We start from the raw sequence: 19,785 nt of genomic DNA, 5'->3' as shown, positions 1-19,785 counted from the left end.
CGCGCTTTTTTGCTAGGTCGCGCGCAACGCTGCCCAGCGGCTGAGGGTCGCGCAGATCCGGACCCGGACCCGACCAGCTGCGCCGCTGCCCGCCGAGCCGACGCGGAGCCAGGGGAGCTGCCCGGCCACGACCGGCGTCTTGCCCGCGGGCGCGCGCCGCGGCCCGCGCTTCGTCGAGCGTGCGCCGCACCAGGTCGATACCTCGGAGCTCAGCTAGAGGTGCGGCGCAACCTTGGTCGGGCGCGTCGACTTCGTCGTCCTCGGTCACGGGTCCACCACCATAGATATCCGGCCACTGTCGCTGTCACGTAGATCGATCTGTACCCGTCGGGCGTCCCAGCCGTCGGGAATGTCTTCCGGAACCGCGGCGGTGACCAGCACCTGCTCCGCGGATTGCGCCACGGTGGCCAGCGCCTGCCTGCGGCGATTGTCGAGTTCGGCGAACACGTCGTCGAGGAGCAGCACCGGCTCGCTGCCATCGCCGCGTAGCAATTCATAGGAAGCCAACCGCAACGCGACGGCCATGGACCACGATTCTCCGTGGCTGGCAAAGCCTTTGGCGGGCTGGTCGCCCAGGCGCAGTTCCAGGTCGTCGCGGTGCGGTCCGACCAGACAGACCCCGCGCTCCAGTTCGGCCGGGCGCCGCGCCGCCAGCGCGGCCAGCAGCGCTGCTTCCAAGTATTCGCGGTCACCGTCTGCGGTGGTACCGGTAGCTGGTGCGTCGATGCTGGCGCGGTAGCCGATGGACGCCGGCCGCGATTCCGGCGCCAACAACTGGTAGGCCTTCTCCACTTCTGGTGCCAGCTGATTAACCAAGGTCATTCGGGCAGCCATCAGTTCTGCACCGTGGCCGGCCAGCCGGCTGTCCCACACGTCCAACGTGTCCAGCGCGCCGGTATCACCGCGAAATCTGGCCCCCGACAACGACTTCAGTAGAGCCGTACGTTGTCGCAACACCTTGTCGTAGTCGGCGCGCACCGCCGCGATCACGGGTCGGCGCACCGTGGCCAGATCATCGAGGTAGCGCCGCCGGTCGGCGGGATCGCCGCGCACCAGCGCCAGGTCTTCGGGTGCGAACAACACTGCGCGCAGCGCGCCCACCACCTCGCGGGTACTGCGTACCGGTGACCGGTTCAGTCGCGCCTTGTTGGCCCGGCCCGCGGCGATCTCGAGATCCACCGCTAGTTCCCGGCCCTCGTTGACCACAATCGTCGAAATAACGGCGCGCTCCGCGCCCGCCCGGATCAGCGGCGCATCGGTGCCGACCCGGTGTGAGCCCAGGGTGCTCGAATACCACAGGGCTTCAACGAGATTGGTTTTCCCGAAGCCGTTGCGCCCGACGAACACCGTCCGGCCCGGCGGTAATTCGAGGTCGGCGTGGGCCCAGGACCGAAAATCACGCAGTCCCAAATGCCGGACGTACACCTACGCTGGCGTCCGCATCATCAACCCGGCAACCGCACGGGCATCAACAGATACACATAGTCCGTCGGCACCGCGGGAAACGGTCCACTACCGGTAGGCACCTCGTCATCGGCCGCGGCCGGGCGCAGCAGCGCGGGCTTGCCCGGGGTGGTGAAACCGAACGACACTCGCTCGGAGTGCAACGAGCCCAGCCCATCGGTCAGGTAGGTCGGGTTGAACGCGATGGTCAGCGGTTCACCGGCGAAGTCGACCGGAAGATCCTCTTCGGCTCGCCCGACGTCGTCGGCGCCGGCCGACAACCGCAGCATTCCGTCGCTGAATTCCATGCGCACCTGGGCGCCGCGGTCGGCCACCAACGCGACCAGCTTGATCGCCTCGGTCAACTCGGCCACGTTGATGGTGGCCACGGCGGTGTGCTCGGCCGGCAGCAGTTGCCGGAATTTGGGGAATTCGGCATCGAGCAGGCGGGTGGTGCTGCGCTTGCCGTTTCCGCTGATGCCCAGCAACCCGTCTTTCCCGACGCCTTGGCCGGCGCCCAGGGATAACCGCACCTCCGAACCATCGGGTCCGGCCTTGGCGGCCTCGGCCAGGGTCTTCGCCGGCACCAGCACGGAGGCCTCGATGTCGGGTGACAACGCCGACCAGGTGAGTTCCCGTACCGCCAACCGGAACCGGTCGGTCGCGGCCAAAACCACGGTGTCTCCGGAGATTTCAACTCGGATGCCGGTCAACATGGGCAGCGTGTCATCACGGCCGGCGGCAATGGCGACCTGGCCGATCGCCTCGGCGAACAGATCCGCCGGTAGCGTCCCGGTGTCATCGGGCAGCGTCGGCAACGTCGGGTAATCCTCGACCGCCATGGTCGGCAACGAGAACCTGGCACTACCGCAGGTGAGCGCGACCCGGTTTCCGTCGACGTAGAAATCCACCGGCTTGTTCGGCAACGCCCGGGTGATGTCGGACAACAGTCGACCGGATACCAAAACGCTTCCCGGAGAAGCCACTTCAGCGGGCACCTGGACTTCGGCGGACACTTCGTAGTCGAAGCCGGAAATCGTCAGGCCGTCGTCCGAGCCGGTCAGCAGCACACCGGACAGCACTGGCACCGCCGGCCGGCTGGGCAGATTCCGCGCGACCCACGAGACCGCTTCGGCGAAGGACTCCCGAACCAGACGAAACTTCAAGTCGGTGAGACTGCGTGTCGTAGCCGCGTCCATTGCGTCCCTTCACCTAAGTTCATATCCCGGCCAGCTGCCCGCCGGCCCGAGTGCTCACCGCCATGGACGCCGGTGGCGGGTCACCCGCCACGACGACCGCAACGGTAGTCGAACAACAACCGTAGATCTTCGAGCGCCAACTTGAAAGCTAAACGGCCAGGCTGACAAACCCCGGCCGAGCAGGTCTTCTGAGTGCCTGTGCAGGCGAAGTCCCCAGCGGTGTTCTTCAAAGAACAAATAACGGATAGATCTCAATAACAGTATTAGCGGGTGTGCAATCTGGGGACAGCTGGGTCTTGCCGCTGCTCGGGGGCCAGTGGGGTTGTGGATGACAAGCTGGCCGGTTGTGCGGGCGCTGTTGGCTCATTGGGGATGCAGCACCGATGTGCACCGCCGCCGGAGTGCTGCACTGGAGTTTGCCCGGGTTGTGCACAGGTTGCACACACCGCCGTGCTGTGACGGGTGTGACGAAGGGTAGAGAAGTTTTTTGCAGCGAGTTGCAAGAAAAGTGTCGGTGTCAGCGCTTGGAGCGCTGCCGGATCCGCGTCGTGAGCTCTTTGACGTGATCGAAGACCTCGCGGCGCTCCGCCATCTCCGACAAGATTTTCCGTTGGGCGTACATCACCGTGGTGTGGTCGCGGCCGAACGCCTGGCCGATCTTGGGCAGTGACAGGTCGGTGAGCTCGCGGCACAAATACATTGCGATTTGGCGGGATTGAGCCAGCGCTCGAGTCTTGCCGGGACCGCGCAACTCTTCGACGGTGGTGTCGAAGTACTCGGCGGTGGCGGCCATGATGGTGGCCGCGCTGATCTGCATGGTGCTGGCGTCGGCGATGAGATCGCGCAACACGATTTCGGCCAGCGCCTTATCAATGGGAGTTTTGTTCAGCGACGCGAACGCCGTGACCCGGATGAGCGCGCCCTCTAGTTCGCGGATGTTGCGTTCGATGCTGCTGGCGATGAGCTCGAGGACGTCGTCAGGCACCGCCAGCCGCTCCATTTGTGCTTTCTTGCGCAGGATGGCGATGCGGGTTTCCAACTCGGGCGGCTGCACATCGGTGATCAGTCCCCACTCGAAGCGAGTCCGGAGCCGGTCTTCGAGGGTGGCGAGTTGTTTGGGCGGCCGGTCGGAGGAGATGACGATCTGCTTGTTGGCGTTGTGCAGGGTGTTGAAGGTGTGGAAGAACTCCTCCTGAATACCTTCCTTGCCTTCGATGAACTGAATGTCATCGACGAGCAGCACGTCGACATCGCGGTAGCTGCGCTTGAAGGCGACCTTGCGGTCATCGCGCAGTGAGTTGATGAAGTCGTTGGTGAATTCCTCGGTGGAGACGTACTTGACTCGCATCCCGGGGAAGAGCCGCTGCGCGTAGTTCCCGGCCGCGTGCAGCAGGTGGGTCTTGCCCAGGCCGGACTCGCCCCAGATGAACAGGGGGTTGTAGGCCCGCGCCGGAGCCTCGGCAATGGCCAGGGTGGCGGCGTGGGCGAAGCGGTTGGAGGCGCCGATGACAAACGTGTCGAAGGTGTAGCGGCGGTTGAGGCTGGTGCCACCGGCCGCCGCGGCGCTGTCGTTGGTATGCGGACGTTCGGTGAAATATGTGGGCCAGCTCTGGCCGCCGGCGGTGTCGCCGTTCTCCTCGAGGTCGGAGCTGTCCGAATACTCGGGACGGCGCACCACGTCGGGTTTCGCCGCGAACGCGTCCGACGGCGTGAAGGCCTCGGCCGGCGAAAAGGATTCGGCTTGGGAGAAAGCGTTCTCGTCGATGTCGTCGGCGGCCGGCGGAGCGATGCGAACACCGAGTTGGATTTGTTGGCCCAGGCGGCGGCTCAGGGCGTCGGTGATCTGGCTGCGCAGATGGCGTTCGATTTCGTTCTGCACGAAACTGCTCGGCACCGACAGCAGAGCAAACCCTTCGACGATGGTGAGCGGCTGCACCAAGTTCAGCCATGCCCTTTGCTGCGGGGTCAGCGGCGCGGCCAGCGCGATGCCGCTGCCGGAGCTTCCGTCGGGATGTGGTTCTCCGTTGAGTTCAGAGACGACCGCCCGCCACACCGTCGCGAATCCGGAACCGGGATCATCGGTCAACGACGCATCTCCCTGGTTCTCGCTCATTCCGGGTCGAGGTACAACCGTTGCTGGCGGCAAGAGTTTGTCCACATAGTTATCCACAGGTGTGGAAGGACGGTCGATGACGTGCCGTAGCCTACTTGGCAACGGCTCGCGATCTCCGGGCTGAAGACAACCTGTTGGGTTGTCTGGCAGCTAGTTGATCCGCCATCTTCGCTTCGTTGTCGCCCATCGCTTCAAGGCCTGCCCGGCCTCAAAACTTCACCGCCCGAAGCTAACAGTTTTCGGTGCGGCTGCCAACCGTTCTGTCGTATTCGCGTGGGTATCTTTGGTGAGCGCGGCGAGTCGTCCCGGGAGTCTATGTGGCAGACGAGGTTTGACCAGGGCAAGCCTGGTCAGTACCCTCAAACAGTCGCCCGAAAGTAGGCGATGCGGCTGCGACCTGTAATGCAGTATGCAGGGACCGCGCCGGCCAGCTGCGATACACCTCCGATCGACGAGTTACCGTTCGGCCGGATGGGTTATGCCAGATAGACCGAGGAGAAAGCCGTGGCCAAGGGCAAGCGGACCTTCCAGCCGAACAACCGGCGCCGAGCCCGCGTCCATGGCTTCCGGTTGCGCATGCGCACCCGCGCCGGGCGGGCCATTGTGTCGGGCCGGCGCCGTAAGGGTCGTCGCGCTTTATCTGCCTGATCGCTGGCCGGTCCCGCAGCGGTGTTGTCCGCTCGCAACCGCATGAGGCGGTCAACCGAGTTCGACACGACGGTGAAATATGGGGTGCGCACGGCGCAACCCGACATTGTCGTCCATATCCGCCGGGCCGATGAACACGACGACGGAAGTGGGCCGCGGGTGGGATTGATCATTGCCAAGCCGGTGGGCTCCGCGGTCGATCGGCACCGGGTCGCGCGGCGGCTGCGCCATGTCGCTCGCACCATGGTCGAGGAGCTGCAGCCCCAGGACCGGGTGGTCATCCGCGCGCTGCCTAGCAGTCGGGCTGTGTCGTCGGCCCGGTTGGAGCAGCAGCTTCGCAGCGGGCTGCGCCGCGCGTCGGAACGGTTAGGTAAGCAACGGTGAGTCGGTCGGCGGCCCGTGCGCTGATTTATCTGATTCAGCTTTACCGGCATATGGTGTCGCCGCTGCGGCCGGCCTCGTGCCGCTTCGTTCCCACCTGTAGCCAGTACGCCGTCGACGCGTTGAGCGAGTACGGCGTCCTCCGTGGCGGTTGGCTGGCTGTGGTCCGGCTGGCCAAGTGCGGACCGTGGCATCGGGGAGGATGGGACCCGATACCCGAACGCTTGACCGAGAGCCCGAGGGGTCGGGCCGACTTCGACGACGCCGCCGGGCGGGCCCCGGCGATGCGAGGGGAGAGTAAGTCCTTTGTTTGATTTTTTCAGCCTCGACTTCGTCTACTACCCGGTCTCCTGGATCATGTGGCTCTGGTACAAGGCGTTCGCCTTCGTGCTGGGGCCGTCGAATTTCTTCGCCTGGGCGCTGTCGGTGATGTTCCTGGTCTTCACTTTGCGGGCGCTGCTGTACAAGCCGTTCGTGCGCCAGATCCGGACCACGCGGCAGATGCAGGAGTTGCAACCGCAAATCAAGGCGCTGCAGAAGAAGTACGGCAAGGACCGGCAACGCATGGCGCTGGAGATGCAGAAGCTGCAACGCGAGCACGGGTTCAACCCGATCCTGGGGTGCTTGCCGATGCTCGCGCAGATCCCGGTGTTCCTTGGGCTCTACCACGTACTGCGTTCGTTCAACCGGACGACGGGTGGATTCGGGCAACCGCAGATGTCGGTCGTGCAGAACCGGCTCACGGGAAACTACGTCTTCACGCCCACCGACGTCGGACACTTCCTGGACGCCAACTTGTTCGGCGCCCCGATCGGCGCATCGATGACACAGCGCGGCGGACTCGACGCGTTCATCGATTTCAGTCGGCCGGCGGTGATCTTGGTGGGTGTGCCGGTGATGGTCCTGGCCGGCATCGCGACGTACTTCAACAGCCGCGCCTCGATCGCCCGGCAGAGTGCGGAGGCCGCGGCCAACCCGCAGACGGCGATGATGAACAAGCTCGCGCTCTACGTCTTTCCGCTCGGGGTGGTGGTCGGTGGGCCGTTCCTTCCGCTGGCGATCATCTTGTACTGGTTCTCCAACAACATCTGGACGTTCGGCCAGCAGCACTATGTGTTCGGCCGGATCGAGAAGGAAGAAGAGGCCAAAAAGCAGGAGGCCATCGCGCGCCGGGCGGCCAACGCGCCGGCACCGGGCGCCAAGCCCAAGCGCAGCACGAAGACTCCGGCGGTCAGTACGAACGGCTCGCCAGGCGACAGTGACGAGGTGGCGGACGACGTTGTCGAGTCCGAATCCGACGGCGACGGCGCAGACATCAAGCAGGCCAAGACGCCACCGACGAAAGCCAGCCCCACGAGCCGAAATTCCGGTGCGGCCAACCGCACACCGCGGCCCGGGGCACGGCCGAAAAAACGCAAACGCTGACGCGCAACCGCACGGCGGTGCACGAGACCGCCGAAGACCGACCCGCGAACGAGGGGAGAGAAAGTCATGACTGAAGCCGATACCACCGAACTGGACGCCGAGGCCGTAGAGACCGACGTCGTAGACGCCGAGGACGCCGCGCCCGAAGCGACCGAGCAGGGCGACGATCTCGAGGAGCGGTTGGTCGCCGAGGGCGAGATCGCCGGCGACTACCTCGAGGAGCTGTTGGACCTACTGGACTTCGACGGCGACATCGACTTGGACGTCGAAGGCAACCGTGCGGTGGTGAGCATCGACGGCAGCGACGATCTGAACAAGTTGGTGGGCCGGGGTGGCGAGGTACTCGACGCGCTGCAGGAGCTGACCCGGTTGGCGGTGCATCAGAAGACCGGTGTGCGCAGCCGGTTGATGCTCGACATCGCGAGCTGGCGGCGCCGGCGCCGCGAGGAGCTCGCTGCGCTCGGCACCAAGGTGGCGCGACGGGTGGCCGAGACCGGTGACCGCGAGGAGCTTTCCCCGATGACGCCGTTCGAGCGGAAAATCGTGCACGACGCGGTCGCGGCCGTGCCGGGCGTGCACAGCGAGAGCGAGGGCGCGGAGCCGTCGCGCCGCGTCGTTGTCTTGCGTGACTGAGTCGTGACGCGGTTGTGACCAAGCAAGTTACAGGCATGTAGTTAGCGCTAGGTGGTGCCGGACGGAGGAATGTTTCACGTGAAACATGACCCGCCCGATGAAGAAGCCGCGCTCGCGGTGTTCGGTTCTCGGCTGCCGGTCGCGCAGCGTTACGCGGAGATCCTGGCCGGGCCAGGGGTAGAGCGCGGTCTCCTTGGTCCTCGTGAGGTCGATCGACTTTGGGATCGGCACCTGTTGAATTCCGCGGCGATCAAGGATCTGCTGGCGGACGGCGAGCGGGTGGTCGACATCGGCAGCGGCGCGGGCTTGCCGGGCATACCGTTGGCCATCGCCAGGCCGGACCTCGCCGTCGTGTTATTGGAACCGATGCTGCGGCGTAGCTCCTTTCTGGAAGAGGTGGCGTCGGAACTCGGCTTGGCGGTGGGTGTCGTGCGCGGGCGCGCTGAGGAGCGGTCGATTCGCAATGACGTCGGCGAGCGGGACGCGGCGGTATCGCGGGCCGTCGCTCCGCTGGATCGGTTGACTCGGTGGAGCATGCCGCTGCTTCGACAGGACGGGCGAATGCTGGCGATCAAGGGGGAGCGGGCACCGGATGAGGTCGAGCAGCACCGGCTTGTGATGGAGTCAGTGGGGGCTGTCGATGTCAGGGTGGTGACGTGTGGCGCCGACTATTTACGTCCCCCGGCCACCGTGGTCGTGGCCCGGCGCGGCAAGCCGACGCGGGCCAGGTCGGGACGTGCAACGGGCAAGGGAAGGGTATGAGTTCAGTGGAGCTAGCCACACCGTCACCAGCCGGACGCAGCACGGGCACGCCGTCATCGTCCGCGCGTTCGACCCCGACTGCGCCGAGCGACGCCACGCCCGCGACCGGACTGGCGTCCGAGACCGGAGAAGCGCACAATCTCACGGTGAATGTTTCACGTGAAACATCGACCGAGTTCGACACTCCAATCGGAGCGGCCGCGGAGCGCGCGATGCGCGTCTTGCACACCACGCACGAACCGCTGCCGCGGCCTCGCCAACGGCGAGTTTTCACCATTGCGAACCAGAAGGGTGGGGTCGGGAAGACCACGACCGCTGTCAACCTCGCGGCGGCGCTGGCGGTACAAGGGCTTCGCACCCTCGTCATCGACCTCGACCCGCAGGGCAACGCGAGCACCGCACTGGGCATCACCGACCGGCAATCCGGTACACCGTCGTCGTACGAGGTGCTCCTGGGCGAGGTGCCACTTCGCGAGGCGCTGCGCCGGAGCCCGCACAGCGACCGCCTGTTCTGCGTGCCGGCGACCATTGATCTGGCCGGCGCCGAGATCGAGTTGGTCAGCATGGTCGCGCGGGAGAACCGGTTACGCACGGCGTTGGCCGAACTGGACAACTTCGACTTCGACTACGTGTTTGTCGACTGCCCGCCCTCTCTGGGACTACTCACCATCAATGCGCTCGTCGCGGCACCCGAAGTGCTGATCCCGATTCAGTGCGAGTACTACGCGCTGGAGGGCGTGTCACAACTGATGCGCAACATCGAGATGGTGAAGGCACATCTCAATCCCCAACTCGACGTCACCACGGTGATCCTGACCATGTACGACGGGCGGACCAAGCTCGCGGATCAGGTCGCCGAAGAAGTGCGCCGCTACTTCGGCAGCAAGGTGCTGCGCACTGTGATCCCGCGCAGCGTCAAGGTGTCCGAAGCGCCGGGCTACAGCATGACCATCATCGATTACGATCCCGGCTCGCGCGGGGCGATGAGTTACCTCGACGCCAGCCGCGAACTCACCGAACGGGACCAACCACCAGCGGGGAGGGGACGAGCATGACGACGCCGTCGCGTAGGAAGGGCGGCCTGGGCCGCGGCCTGGCATCGCTGATTCCCACCGGACCCGCCGAAGGCGACAGCGGGCCGGCAACACTCGGCCCGCGCATGGGCTCGGCCGCCGCGGACGTCGTCATCGGCGGACCATTGCCGGACGCCGCGGCCATGGGCGCGGTGTACCGGGAGATCCCACCGTCGGCCATCGAAGCCAACCCTCGCCAGCCGCGCCAGGTCTTCGACCAAGAGGCGCTCTCCGAGCTGGTGCATTCCATCCGCGAGTTCGGTCTGTTGCAGCCGATCGTGGTGCGGGCCCTTGATGGAGCCAGCGCAGCAAGCTCAAGCGGCGCGCGCTATCAGATCGTGATGGGGGAGCGGCGTTGGCGAGCCGCCCAAGAGGCGGGGCTGGCGACCATCCCGGCCATCGTCCGCGAAACCGGCGACGACAATCTGCTGCGCGACGCACTGCTGGAAAACATCCACCGCGTGCAGCTGAATCCGTTGGAAGAGGCCGCCGCCTACCAACAGCTGCTGGACGAATTTGACGTCACCCATGACGAACTCGCGTCGCGCATCGGACGTTCGCGCCCGTTGATCACCAACATGATCCGGCTGTTGAAGCTGCCCATTCCCGTGCAGCGCCGAGTGGCTGCCGGTGTCCTCTCCGCCGGCCACGCGCGGGCGCTGCTGTCGTTGGAGGCGGGCCCGGATGCGCAGGAGGAGTTGGCAAGCCGCATCGTGGCTGAGGGTCTCTCAGTGCGGGCCACCGAAGAGGCGGTCACCTTGGCCAACCGCGGTGACGGCGCCAAGCCCACGCCGCCCCGCCGCAAGCCGATTCAGATGCCGGGCTTGCAAGACGTTGCTGAGCGGCTCTCGAACGCTTACGACACCCGCGTTTCGGTCAGCCTCGGCAAACGCAAGGGCAAGATCGTGGTGGAGTTCGGGTCGGTCGACGACTTACAGCGCATCGTCGACTTGATGACCACGGACAAGGCGTGAGCCGCCATACCAGGTAATTACGTCACTGTGACACTGCGGCGAGTTTCGCAGTCGAAGCGACACCGCGACGACCCGCATTTCCTCGGAGACGTGCTGTGCCGCACGACATTTCGCTGTTCGGCTGGAGCGACCGGCGAGTCCGGGTGGTGCCGGCGCGGTGACGCGAGCCCGCTGGCCCACCGTTCGTGTGGTCGGGCCAACACTGGCCCCGATGCGGCCGACTCTCCTATCCTGGATGGGTTGCCGGTGCACACCGGTCCGGAAAATCCGGAGCCGTCGCATCGCCGGGTAGGGATGTGGGTGTGGCGCCGGCCCGCGGCGGAGCGCGGTCGGGGGCTTCGGTACCGCAGGGAGGCTAGGAGACTAGTGTCGGCTCGGATCACAGCGCTGCGGCTCGAGGCCTTCGAGCAGCTACCGAAGCATGCGCGCCGGTGCGTGTTCTGGGAAGTGGATCCCGCGACGCTCGGTAAAGACGACCACCTGGCCGACCCGGAATTCGAAAAAGAAGCCTGGCTGTCGATGGTCATGTTGGAGTGGGGATCGTGCGGGCAGGTCGCGACCGCGATCCCGGATGAGCGCAGCAACGCCGAACCGCCGTGTCTGGGATACGTGCTCTACGCCCCGCCGGGAGCGGTGCCCCGCGCCCATCGCTTTCCGACCGCGCCGGTGTCACCGGACGCGGTGCTGCTGACGTCGATGGGCATCGAGCCCGGGCAAGCTTCCGACGACCTACCCCACAGTTTGATCGCCCGCGTGATCGACGAGCTGGTGCGCCGCGGTGTGCGCGCGTTGGAAGCTTTCGGCCGCACCCCGGCGGCCGCCGAACTGCAACAGCCCGCGCTGGCCGACCCTGATGTTCGGCCCGTCCTCGAATCGCTGTGTGACTGTACGGTCGAACGCTGCATCATCGCCGCCGACTTCCTTCTCGACGCAGGCTTCGTGGTGGTGGCCCCACACACGTATTTCCCCAGGCTGCGCTTGGAATTGGACAAGGGCTTGGGGTGGAAGGCCGAAGTGGAAGCCGCGTTGGAGCGGCTACTGGAGACGTCTCAGCTGCAGCAGCCGGTGGGCGCGGGTTCGACTGCTGGGAGTGCTTCGCAATCCCCGGCTTTGGGGATTCCGACGATCAAGAACCGCTGAGTCGGCTGGCGCGTTCCACGGCCAGTTCGTGGGCCAGCAGTTCGGCGAAGGTGAAAGTGCCTGTGGGGCGGTCGTTTTTGCCGAGCAGGTAGAGCCGCTTGACCGCGGCCAGAATTCCTTCCGCGATGGCGTCGCGGGTTTCGGCGGCAACCAGCATCCCGCGGTCACCGGGGTTGGTGATGTAACCGACGTCGACCTGAACGGTCGGCATGCGGGTCAGGCGCAACAGATCCCAGGTGCGTCCGTGCACGCGGCAATCGCGTAAGCCGGTGCGTGCCACTACTTCTCGCTGAATGAAGTCGGCCAGGTTGCGGCCGATGGTGGACACCGAGCCGTGCGAGTTGCCGAAGTGGAAGGACGCCACACCGTTGGCCGATGGGCTGGTCTGGGTTTCGCAGCGCAAGCTGATCATCAAGTCGGCGCCCACCGCATTGGCGGTCGCGGCGCGCTCGGCATCCGACGGGCTGCGGTTGGTGGGCCGGGACAGGAAGGTCTCCATGCCGATAGCGGTCATCCGGCCTTCGAGCCGACTGCCCAAGTCCCACAAGATGTCTGCTTCGCTGATGGGGCCGGCGGGGCCCTGGGTGATCAGCCCGTGGTCCGACCCGCCGCGGCCCGGGTCGATGATGATTCGCTTGCCCGACAACTTGGGCCCGGATCTGCGCACCAACTCCTCTTCGCGCAGCGCATGCGGTGATCCGCCGGTGACCCGCGAACTCAGAAAGTACAAGGAGCGCAACGTCTCTGGGCCGCAGATGCCGTCGGCGGACAGCCCGTACTCGCGCTGATAGGACATCAACGCGTTGTGGGTTTGCAATCCGAAGTAGCCGTCCACCAGGCCGGTGTAAAACCCGAGGTCTTGCAACCGGGCCTGCAGCGTGGCGACATCGTCTCCGTAAAGCGGGGCGCCGAACTGGTGATACAGCGTGCGGGCGCCCAGCCGGTAGGAGGCTTCTTTCAGGGCACGGTAAGTGGCTTCGCCGACGATGCCGTCGACGAGTAGTCCGCGATACTGCTGGAAGGCCCGCACCGCGTGGTCGAGTTCCTCGTCGAATACCTCGACTGCGACGCGCTGGCCGGTGATCAGGTCTTCGTCGGGATGGTCCAGCATCCCCAGTCCGGCGAGCGTCGCTCGGATCTCGGCGACTGTGGCGCCGCGGTCTCCACAGCGCAGCGTGTCGCCGTCTTCGCGGCGCGGACTCGGCATACCAAGGGCCCTCCGGGACTATTTGACAAGCTGCTAATGCGCGGCAGCCAACGGCTATTGTCGCAGATCTTCACAGATATCCGGAAAACCCCAGGCCAACCGCGCGCCTGATTCGTCGATTTCGCCGGGGTCAGCTGAGGTTGGGAACGGCGTCGGAGAGCTCGCGCAATAACGCCGCCTTACCCTTGGCGCCGACGATCCGTTTCACCGGCTGGCCCTCTTTGAACAGGATCATGGTGGGGATCGAGACGACCTGGAAGTCGCGCGCGGTTTCGGGGTTGGCGTCGACGTCGAGCTTGGCGACGGTCAGCGCCTCGCCGCGCTCGGCGGCGATCTCCTCCAACACGGGCGCCACCATCTTGCACGGTCCGCACCAGGTAGCCCAAAAGTCAACCAGGACAGGCTTGTTGCTGGACAACACGTCCGTGGCGAAGGACGCGTCGGAAACTTCGATGGTGGCGCCGGACTTCGATTCGCTCATCGCCTTGCTCCAATCAGATCGGTACTGTCAGTCAGCTCGGCACTGTCAGCGTGTTCGTGCTCAGTGAGCCAGCGCTCAGCGTCGATGGCCGCAGCACAGCCGCTGCCCGCGGCGGTGATGGCCTGCCGGTAGCTGCGGTCCACCAGGTCGCCGGCGGCAAAGACGCCCTCCACCGAGGTGCTGGTGGTCCGGCCCTGCACCAGTACGTAGCCCTCCGGGTCGAGGTCGATGGCGTCGCGCACCAGCGCAGAACGCGGCTCGTGCCCGATGGCGACGAAGACGCCGGTGACCGGCAAGGTGGTTTCTTCGCCGGTGACGTTGTCGCGGATCCGCAGCCCGGTGACGGTCGTCTCGCCGTCGACGCCGAGGACGGCCTTGTTGGTCAGGATGGTGATCTTGTCGTTGTTGCGGGCGCGTTCCAGCATGATCTTCGAAGCCCGGAAGTCCTCGCGGCGGTGCACGATGGTCACACTGCGGGCGAACCGGGTGAGGAAGGTGGCTTCCTCCATCGCGGAGTCGCCGCCGCCGATGACGGCGATGTCCTGGTCGCGGAAGAAGAACCCGTCACAGGTGGCACACGAGCTCACGCCGCGGCCGAGCAGTTCCTGTTCGCCGGGCACACCGAGGTAACGGGCGGCGGCGCCCATGGCCAGGATGACGGCACGCGCGTGGTGGGTTTCACCGTCGGCGGTCACGACGGTCTTGATCGGCCCGTCGAGGGACACCGATTCGACGTCTTCCATGCGCAGGTCGGCGCCGAAGCGCAGCGCCTGCTCGCGCATCTGGTCCATCAACTCCGGACCGGTGATGCCGTCGCGGAAGCCGGGGAAGTTCTCCACCTCGGTGGTGGTCATCAGCGCTCCCCCGAACGCGGTGCCTTCGAACACCAGCGGGGACAGCTGGGCGCGGGCGGTGTAGAGCGCTGCGGTGTAGCCGGCCGGACCGGAACCAATGATGATGACGTCGTGCACGGAGTCTGGGGTGGGGGAGGCAGCGGTCATGCGAGCCTTTCGAGTTCGGAAATAGTTTTCCAATCGCTTGGAACGCCAGCGTAGGCGCGGGTGTTCCCCTGCGTGTTGCACCACACTGACATACCCCTCACCCGCGGGGAACGACGGTGCTCGCGAGCAAGCCGGTGTCGGCGGCGCTGCAATTGAGCGCGACGGCGAATGCGGCCAGGCTGTCGGGCGTATCGCCGGGCACCACCAGCAGCACCAACGGGCGGGCGTTGATCTCGATCTGCCGCGCGCCCAGCACCTGGACCGAGGTGGGGTAGCCCAGGCCGCCCAGGCAGGACGCGCGCATGCCGGCGGTGGTGAGCGGGCCATAGTCGGGAGGCTGGTTGAGCAGGTCGCGGATCTCGGCCGCGGAGAGCGGAATGGTGGCCGGCGGGGTCGACACGGTGATGTGTTGGGCGGTCGTCGGGGCGCTCGGGGCCGGCGGCGGTTCCCGCAGCAAGGCGGTGGTGCCGACCCAGATCGCGACGGCCACCGCCACCAGTCCGGCGATGCCGGCGGCGATGCGGGCCGGGCGCAGCGGCGGGCGGGCGGCGTGCGCGGCCCCCGTCGTCGAGGGAGCCGACCGCAGGGCCGCGGACACCTTGTCGGTGACGGCGGCGGGTACCTCGGGCGCCGAGTCGGGGTCGGCGCCGACGGCGGCGACGTCATGGCGCACCTGCTGCAGGCCCAGCAGCATGCGCTGGGCCTCGGGGTCGGTGCGGACCCGGTTGCGCACGCGCGCGGCGGTGTCGTCGTCGAGCAGTCCCGCTTGCAGGTCGGCCAGCAGCTCAACCGTCAGCGGCGGATCATTCTCGGCGGCACTCATCCGCCCCAGTGTCGGTCATGCGGGGGCGGCGGTGTTCAGGTAGCCCAGTAACTGCGCCAGCCGCGCCCGGGCGCGGGCGCAGCGGCTCTTGACGGTGCCCTCAGGCACGCCAAGCAGTGCGGCGGTGTCGGCGATCGAATAGCCCTGCATGTCGACGGCGACGACGGCGGCGCGCTGCTCGACGGGCAGCCGCAGCAGCGCGCGTTGCACCAGGATCGTCGTCTCCACCCGGCCGGTCTGGTCGGCGACGGGATACACGTCTTCGAGCGGGGCGGTCGGGCGCGCCTGGGCCCGCCGCAGCCGGTCCAGGCAGGCGTTGAGCACAATGCGGTGCAGCCAGCTGCTCACCGCGGCGTCATGGCGGAACGCACCGGCGCCGCGATGCGCGGACAGCATGGCGTCTTGCAGCGCGTCGTCGGCGTCCTCGGGGGTGCGGGTGGTCAACCGGGCCAGGCGGTACAGCTGACGGTGGTGGCGCAGGAACAGCTGGTCGAAGGCGTAGCGGTCACCGGCGACGTGGGCGGCGAGCAGTTCGGCGTCGCTGCGATCCTCACCCGCCAACCTCACGGGCGGACAGTATCCAATCGCTGAAGACCCGGCACTTCACTTCCGGCGGGGCTGTCAGGACGCGGCTTGCACCGTGATTTCGGAGATGTCGGCGCGGCTCTTGCCGTCGGTCTGGCCCAGGGTGGAGATCCACACCAGCAGGTTCGACGTGGTCGAGGAGGTCTTGACCGCGATGGTGTTGTGGCCGGGCTTGAGCACTGTGGCCGGGGTGAGGACCGTGGTGTCGTCCAGCTTCGACGGGTTGGGGCTCTGCGACGAGCGGATTTCCACCTTGGTGCCGGTGCTGGAGATGTCGATGGTGACGGTGCCGACCACGGTCGGCTTGGGCAGCTGCAGCATCAGCCCGACCCCGCTCTTGAAGCCGGGGAACGGCGCGTTGTCGGTGTAGGTGTCGGTCTGCCACGACGTGCTGGGGTCACCGTCGATGGCTTGTCCGGCCTGCCCGGGGTTGTCAGCGTCGCCGTCGGGGGAGAAGACGGTGGCCTTGGTTGGTTTGACGACGGTGCCGGCCGGCGCGGCGCTGGCGGGGGCACCCGAGGTAGACGAACCCGGCGCGTTGAGGCCCAGCTCGTCTTTGTTGAGGCTGCCGCCGACATCGCCGAAGATGCGGCTGAGCACCGACGCCATCACCAGCAGGGCGACCAACAGGATGGCCCCGCCCGCCCCGAGTCCGATCAGCAGGTTGCGCCGCCGGCGGGACCGGACGTCCTCGTCTCGGCCTGACGAGCGGCGCGGGGAGATCGGCGCCTTCAAATCCTCGATGGGACCGAGCACCTCGGTGCGGTCGGCTACCGCGGTCGCCTGCTGCAGCAGGTTCAAAAGCGTTGAGGCGCTGCGGATTCCGCCGTCCTCCTGGACCGAGCGGACGGCGACCGCGGAAATCTGGAACGGGATGTCCCGGTCGACGACGGTGGGCTCGACCGGGTTGCCCGAGGCGTCGCGCTCAGCGGGCGCCAAGCCGCTGCGGACCCCGGTTTCCGGCAGCGGCCACCGGTTGACCAACAACGCGTACAGCGAGGCGCCGATGCCGCGGATGTCGTCTTGCGGGTTGGCGTCGGGCATGGTGGCCGGGTAGGCCAACACCACGTCGCCTTCGATGCTCACCCGCACCCGGCTCGGGTGGTCGATCGACAGCGCGACTCCGGCGCGGTGCGCGGCGTCGGCGGCCGCGGCCAGCGACTGCATCGCGCGGATGGCGCCGACGGGTGAGGGGGAGGTGTCGGCTACTTCCTGCAGCGAGCCGCCGCGGATCCACTCCGCCACGATCAGCCCGCCGGCCCGGGTGTGCACCACGTCGAGCACCCGGGCGATGCCCGGCTTGTCGATGCGGCTGAGCCGCAGCGTGCGGGACAGGATCTCCTGCACCACGTCGTCGGGCAGTCTCTTGTCCGGGTCGACGAAGGTCAGCGCGACCTGCCGGTCCAGCGCGGTGTCCAGCGCCTGCCAGAACTGCAGATGCTGGGTGCCGCCGTGGGAGATCAGCAGCCGGTAGCGGCCGTTGGCGATGCGGGCTCCGGGCACCAGGTTGACGTCGTCCTGCGGCACCGACGGTTCCGGGCCGCGCTCGCGGGGTGCGTCGAAGGGCAGCGGCCCGCGCGGGTCGGGTGTCAGGTCGCCGTTGAGCTGGTCGGCCGGGCGAGACGCCGCCGCGGCGCCGGAGTCCAGGTCGGCCGGAATGTCGGGCTGGAAGTCGTCGGCGACCGGCCGCGACACCTCGGTGCCTGACCCAGCATTCGATGAGGCGCTATCCGATGGGCGCTCGCTCACCTCCGGTCCTTTCCCTGTCTCGGCATTGCTTACCGGAGGTCTGCGCCGGATCGGCTCCAGGACCGCACGTTCCCCCGGCAGGGACGAATGCCTCTGCTCAGGGTACGTGACGGGGCGGGCCCGAGACGATTGGTCCGGCACAGCGACCTTGCGGGCCGCCGGTTGCTGGATGCGGCCCCCGAATCGGCGCGTGACGACATCCCACGCCGCTTGCGCTTCGGGCACCCGCGCGCCGACCATCACCGCGGCCAGGATCGGCGCCATGATCACCGCCAGCACCAGCAACCGCAGCAGCGAACCCATGCCGCCGGCGTGGCTGGTCAGCTGCCCCAATCCGAGTAGCCGGTCGGCCACGTGCGCGATCAGCCCGGCGAGCAGCGATGCGGACACCGTGACCAGGACGGTCCGTACTTCCCGGACGCCGACCAGCTGCCCGCCGTGCGGCTTGAGGGTGCGCCGCAGCAGGTGGTAACCGATGATCGCGCCGGCCAAAAACCCGAGCCCGTTGGCCAGGCCCAGATACCCGGCGACCAGGTCCCGGTTGGTGGTCAGGCGGGGGGCCAGCACCGAGCCGACGATCTTGACGCTGGTGATCACGATGATGATGACGATCGGTGTCCACGGGAGTTCGCGGGCGTAGAACACGCGCAGCTGCAGCAGCACCAGCGCATACGGGATCAGCGTGAACGCCGACAACGCGATCGCCGCGCCCAGATAGCCGGCGTCGACGTCGCCGAAGTGGCCGTAGGCGAACAGCGCCGACCCGATCGCCGGCCCGGCGACGGTCATGAACGCCACCGTCGGGATGAGCGTGATCATGGTCAGCCGGGTGGCCAGCGACAGGTCGGCGAGCACGGCCGGGATGTCGTCGGCGGCGGCATTGCGGCTCAGCCGCGGCATCACCACCGTCAGCACCGTGACGCCGATCATGCCGAACGGCAGCATCAACACCAGCCAGGTGTAGTTGTAGATCGCCGGACCCGACGCCGCCGCGGTGCTGGCGATCTGGTTGCCGACCACCAGCCCGAGCTGGCTGATCAGCACGTAGAGCACCATCGCGGCGGCCATCGCGCCGAACCGTTTGAGCCGGTCGTCGATGCCCCACAGCGGGCGCAGGCTGATCCGCTGCCGGCCCAGTGCCACGAGCAGCACACCGGTCTGGGCGAACACGCCCAAAGTGGTGCCGATGCCGAGCACCAGCAGCTTGGTGTTGCCCATCTCGACCGGGTTGACCGACAGTTCGCCCGGGACGGCCAGGTACACCCCAAGCGTCGCGATGGCGACGATGTTGTTGAGCACCGGCGCCCAGGCGGGCGGCCCGAACACGTTGCGGGTGTTGAGGATTGCCATGAACACCGAGGACAGGCCGTAGGCCAGCACCTGCGGCAGCAACAGGTAGGCGAATGCGGTGGTCAGCGGCTCGTTGACCTGCGGGGTGCGGCCCAGCATCAGCCGCACCAGCAGCGGCGCGGCCACCACCGACAGCGCGGTGGCGACCAGCAGCAGGGCGGTGGCCAGGGTGACCAGGCGGCGCACAAACGCCGCGCCGCGGTCGGGGTCGTCCTGCTCGGCGCGGGTGAGCACCGGCACGAAGATTGCGGTGAAGGTGGCTTCGAGCACCAGCGCGGCGATCAGGTTGGGCAGCTGGTTGGCCACCGAGAAGGAGCTGGACAGCGCCGCGCCCAGGATCGCGGCCAGCAGCACGATGCGCGCGAAGCCGGTCAGCCGGCTGATCAGGGTTGCGAACGCCATGCCCCACGAGCGCGACACCAGCGCGGCGTCGCTGAGCTCCGGGCGCCGTTCGCGCTGCTGGGCGGCCGTCGGGCGTTGTTGCGGTGTCCAGCCGGGCCGCGGCGGCAGACCCGGGGCCGGCACCGGGGCGCGCGGCTGCGACAACGGCGGCCGCTGCGGTGCTGGTATGCGCTGAGGCTGCACCCGCCGGGGTGCGTGGTTCATACGTTTTGCTCTTCGTCGACCCGACGATCTAGTTCATAGGGGATGGCGTCGTGCGGGTCGGGACGGTCCAGGTCGGCCGGGTCGGGCTGGCCGCGGAACCGGTGCCACAGCCGTCGCCCGGCGAGGGTGACCAGCACGGCCGCGGCAGTGAGCGTGATCGCGAACAGTACCTTGCCGTAGGCGTTGGAGTGC

At 67.2% G+C, this 19,785-nt stretch carries 19 protein-coding genes and 1 pseudogene; 9 read left to right on the top strand and 11 right to left on the bottom strand.

The window, feature by feature from the left end:
* From A9W95_RS26355 to dnaA, 4 genes and pseudogenes are all read right to left on the bottom strand, one after another.
* A pseudogene (locus A9W95_RS26355) lies at positions 1-199 on the bottom strand (hypothetical protein); the annotation flags it as partial.
* 65 nt (positions 200-264) lie between these two features.
* Positions 265-1,425 carry a DNA replication/repair protein RecF gene (recF, locus tag A9W95_RS15265; protein WP_067414184.1) on the bottom strand — a complete coding sequence of 387 codons (1,161 nt, stop codon included), beginning with the start codon at positions 1,423-1,425 and terminating at the stop codon, positions 265-267.
* Positions 1,426-1,445: 20 nt separating this feature from the next.
* Positions 1,446-2,642, bottom strand: a complete 1,197-nt coding sequence (gene dnaN / locus A9W95_RS15260; protein ID WP_067414182.1) for a DNA polymerase III subunit beta — start codon at positions 2,640-2,642, stop codon at positions 1,446-1,448.
* Between the two features lie 517 nt (positions 2,643-3,159).
* Positions 3,160-4,728 (bottom strand): chromosomal replication initiator protein DnaA, encoded by a 1,569-nt coding sequence (gene dnaA / locus A9W95_RS15255; RefSeq protein ID WP_067414198.1) that lies wholly within the window; start codon positions 4,726-4,728, stop codon positions 3,160-3,162.
* A gap of 531 nt (positions 4,729-5,259) precedes the next feature.
* Here dnaA and rpmH point away from each other — a divergent pair.
* The 9 genes from rpmH to A9W95_RS15215 all read left to right on the top strand — a co-directional run bounded on the left by rpmH (position 5,260) and on the right by A9W95_RS15215 (position 11,791).
* Entirely contained in the window at positions 5,260-5,403 is a 144-nt protein-coding gene (gene rpmH, locus A9W95_RS26350) for a 50S ribosomal protein L34 (protein WP_003874369.1), read from the top strand.
* 21 nt (positions 5,404-5,424) lie between these two features.
* A complete protein-coding gene (gene rnpA / locus A9W95_RS15250) occupies positions 5,425-5,787 on the top strand; it encodes a ribonuclease P protein component (protein WP_067414179.1) in 363 nt (120 codons plus the stop codon).
* A gap of 50 nt (positions 5,788-5,837) precedes the next feature.
* Positions 5,838-6,098 (top strand): membrane protein insertion efficiency factor YidD, encoded by a 261-nt coding sequence (yidD, locus tag A9W95_RS15245; protein ID WP_216638172.1) that lies wholly within the window; start codon positions 5,838-5,840, stop codon positions 6,096-6,098.
* Between the two features lie 43 nt (positions 6,099-6,141).
* Positions 6,142-7,209: a membrane protein insertase YidC gene (gene yidC, locus A9W95_RS15240; RefSeq protein WP_067414196.1), complete on the top strand. Its 1,068-nt coding sequence runs from the start codon at positions 6,142-6,144 to the stop codon at positions 7,207-7,209.
* Between the two features lie 66 nt (positions 7,210-7,275).
* Positions 7,276-7,842: a R3H domain-containing nucleic acid-binding protein gene (locus tag A9W95_RS15235; protein ID WP_067414174.1), complete on the top strand. Its 567-nt coding sequence runs from the start codon at positions 7,276-7,278 to the stop codon at positions 7,840-7,842.
* 69 nt (positions 7,843-7,911) lie between these two features.
* Positions 7,912-8,604 (top strand): 16S rRNA (guanine(527)-N(7))-methyltransferase RsmG, encoded by a 693-nt coding sequence (rsmG, locus tag A9W95_RS15230; protein ID WP_067414193.1) that lies wholly within the window; start codon positions 7,912-7,914, stop codon positions 8,602-8,604.
* Entirely contained in the window at positions 8,601-9,659 is a 1,059-nt protein-coding gene (locus A9W95_RS15225) for a ParA family protein (RefSeq protein WP_253851668.1), read from the top strand. The genes rsmG and A9W95_RS15225 overlap by 4 nt, the downstream gene beginning before the upstream one ends.
* On the top strand, positions 9,656-10,651 hold the full coding sequence (locus A9W95_RS15220; protein WP_067414171.1) for a ParB/RepB/Spo0J family partition protein: 996 nt from the start codon (positions 9,656-9,658) through the stop codon (positions 10,649-10,651). The genes A9W95_RS15225 and A9W95_RS15220 overlap by 4 nt, the downstream gene beginning before the upstream one ends.
* Before the next feature lie 366 nt (positions 10,652-11,017).
* The gene (locus A9W95_RS15215) at positions 11,018-11,791 is read left to right on the top strand and encodes an acetyltransferase (protein ID WP_067414168.1); all 774 of its coding nucleotides are present in this window, start codon (positions 11,018-11,020) and stop codon (positions 11,789-11,791) included.
* Here A9W95_RS15215 and A9W95_RS15210 read toward each other — a convergent pair.
* From A9W95_RS15210 to A9W95_RS15180, 7 genes are all read right to left on the bottom strand, one after another.
* Positions 11,778-12,998 (bottom strand): N-acetylmuramoyl-L-alanine amidase, encoded by a 1,221-nt coding sequence (locus tag A9W95_RS15210; RefSeq protein WP_067414165.1) that lies wholly within the window; start codon positions 12,996-12,998, stop codon positions 11,778-11,780. The two genes, A9W95_RS15215 and A9W95_RS15210, sit on opposite strands and share 14 nt — an antisense overlap.
* Before the next feature lie 130 nt (positions 12,999-13,128).
* Positions 13,129-13,479, bottom strand: coding sequence for a thioredoxin (trxA, locus tag A9W95_RS15205; RefSeq protein WP_067414162.1), 351 nt, complete (start codon positions 13,477-13,479; stop codon positions 13,129-13,131).
* Positions 13,476-14,480 (bottom strand): thioredoxin-disulfide reductase, encoded by a 1,005-nt coding sequence (gene trxB, locus A9W95_RS15200; RefSeq protein ID WP_067414159.1) that lies wholly within the window; start codon positions 14,478-14,480, stop codon positions 13,476-13,478. Before trxB ends, trxA begins: the two co-directional genes overlap by 4 nt.
* A gap of 97 nt (positions 14,481-14,577) precedes the next feature.
* Complete coding sequence (locus A9W95_RS15195; protein ID WP_067414157.1) at positions 14,578-15,303, bottom strand: hypothetical protein; 726 nt, start codon at positions 15,301-15,303, stop codon at positions 14,578-14,580.
* 15 nt (positions 15,304-15,318) lie between these two features.
* Entirely contained in the window at positions 15,319-15,870 is a 552-nt protein-coding gene (sigM, locus tag A9W95_RS15190; RefSeq protein ID WP_172826627.1) for an RNA polymerase sigma factor SigM, read from the bottom strand.
* A 54-nt stretch (positions 15,871-15,924) separates the two neighbouring features.
* Positions 15,925-19,593, bottom strand: a complete 3,669-nt coding sequence (gene murJ, locus A9W95_RS15185; protein ID WP_082983116.1) for a murein biosynthesis integral membrane protein MurJ — start codon at positions 19,591-19,593, stop codon at positions 15,925-15,927.
* Positions 19,590-19,785 (bottom strand): hypothetical protein (locus tag A9W95_RS15180; protein ID WP_156746223.1); only part of this gene is annotated, 196 nt, incomplete at its 5' end. The genes A9W95_RS15180 and murJ, both read right to left, overlap by 4 nt.

The organism is Mycobacterium sp. 1423905.2 (assembly GCF_001673155.1).
GTDB lineage: Bacteria > Actinomycetota > Actinomycetes > Mycobacteriales > Mycobacteriaceae > Mycobacterium.
The sequence above is the reverse complement of the archived record's forward strand: the minus strand, read 5'-3'. Positions and strand labels throughout refer to the sequence as shown.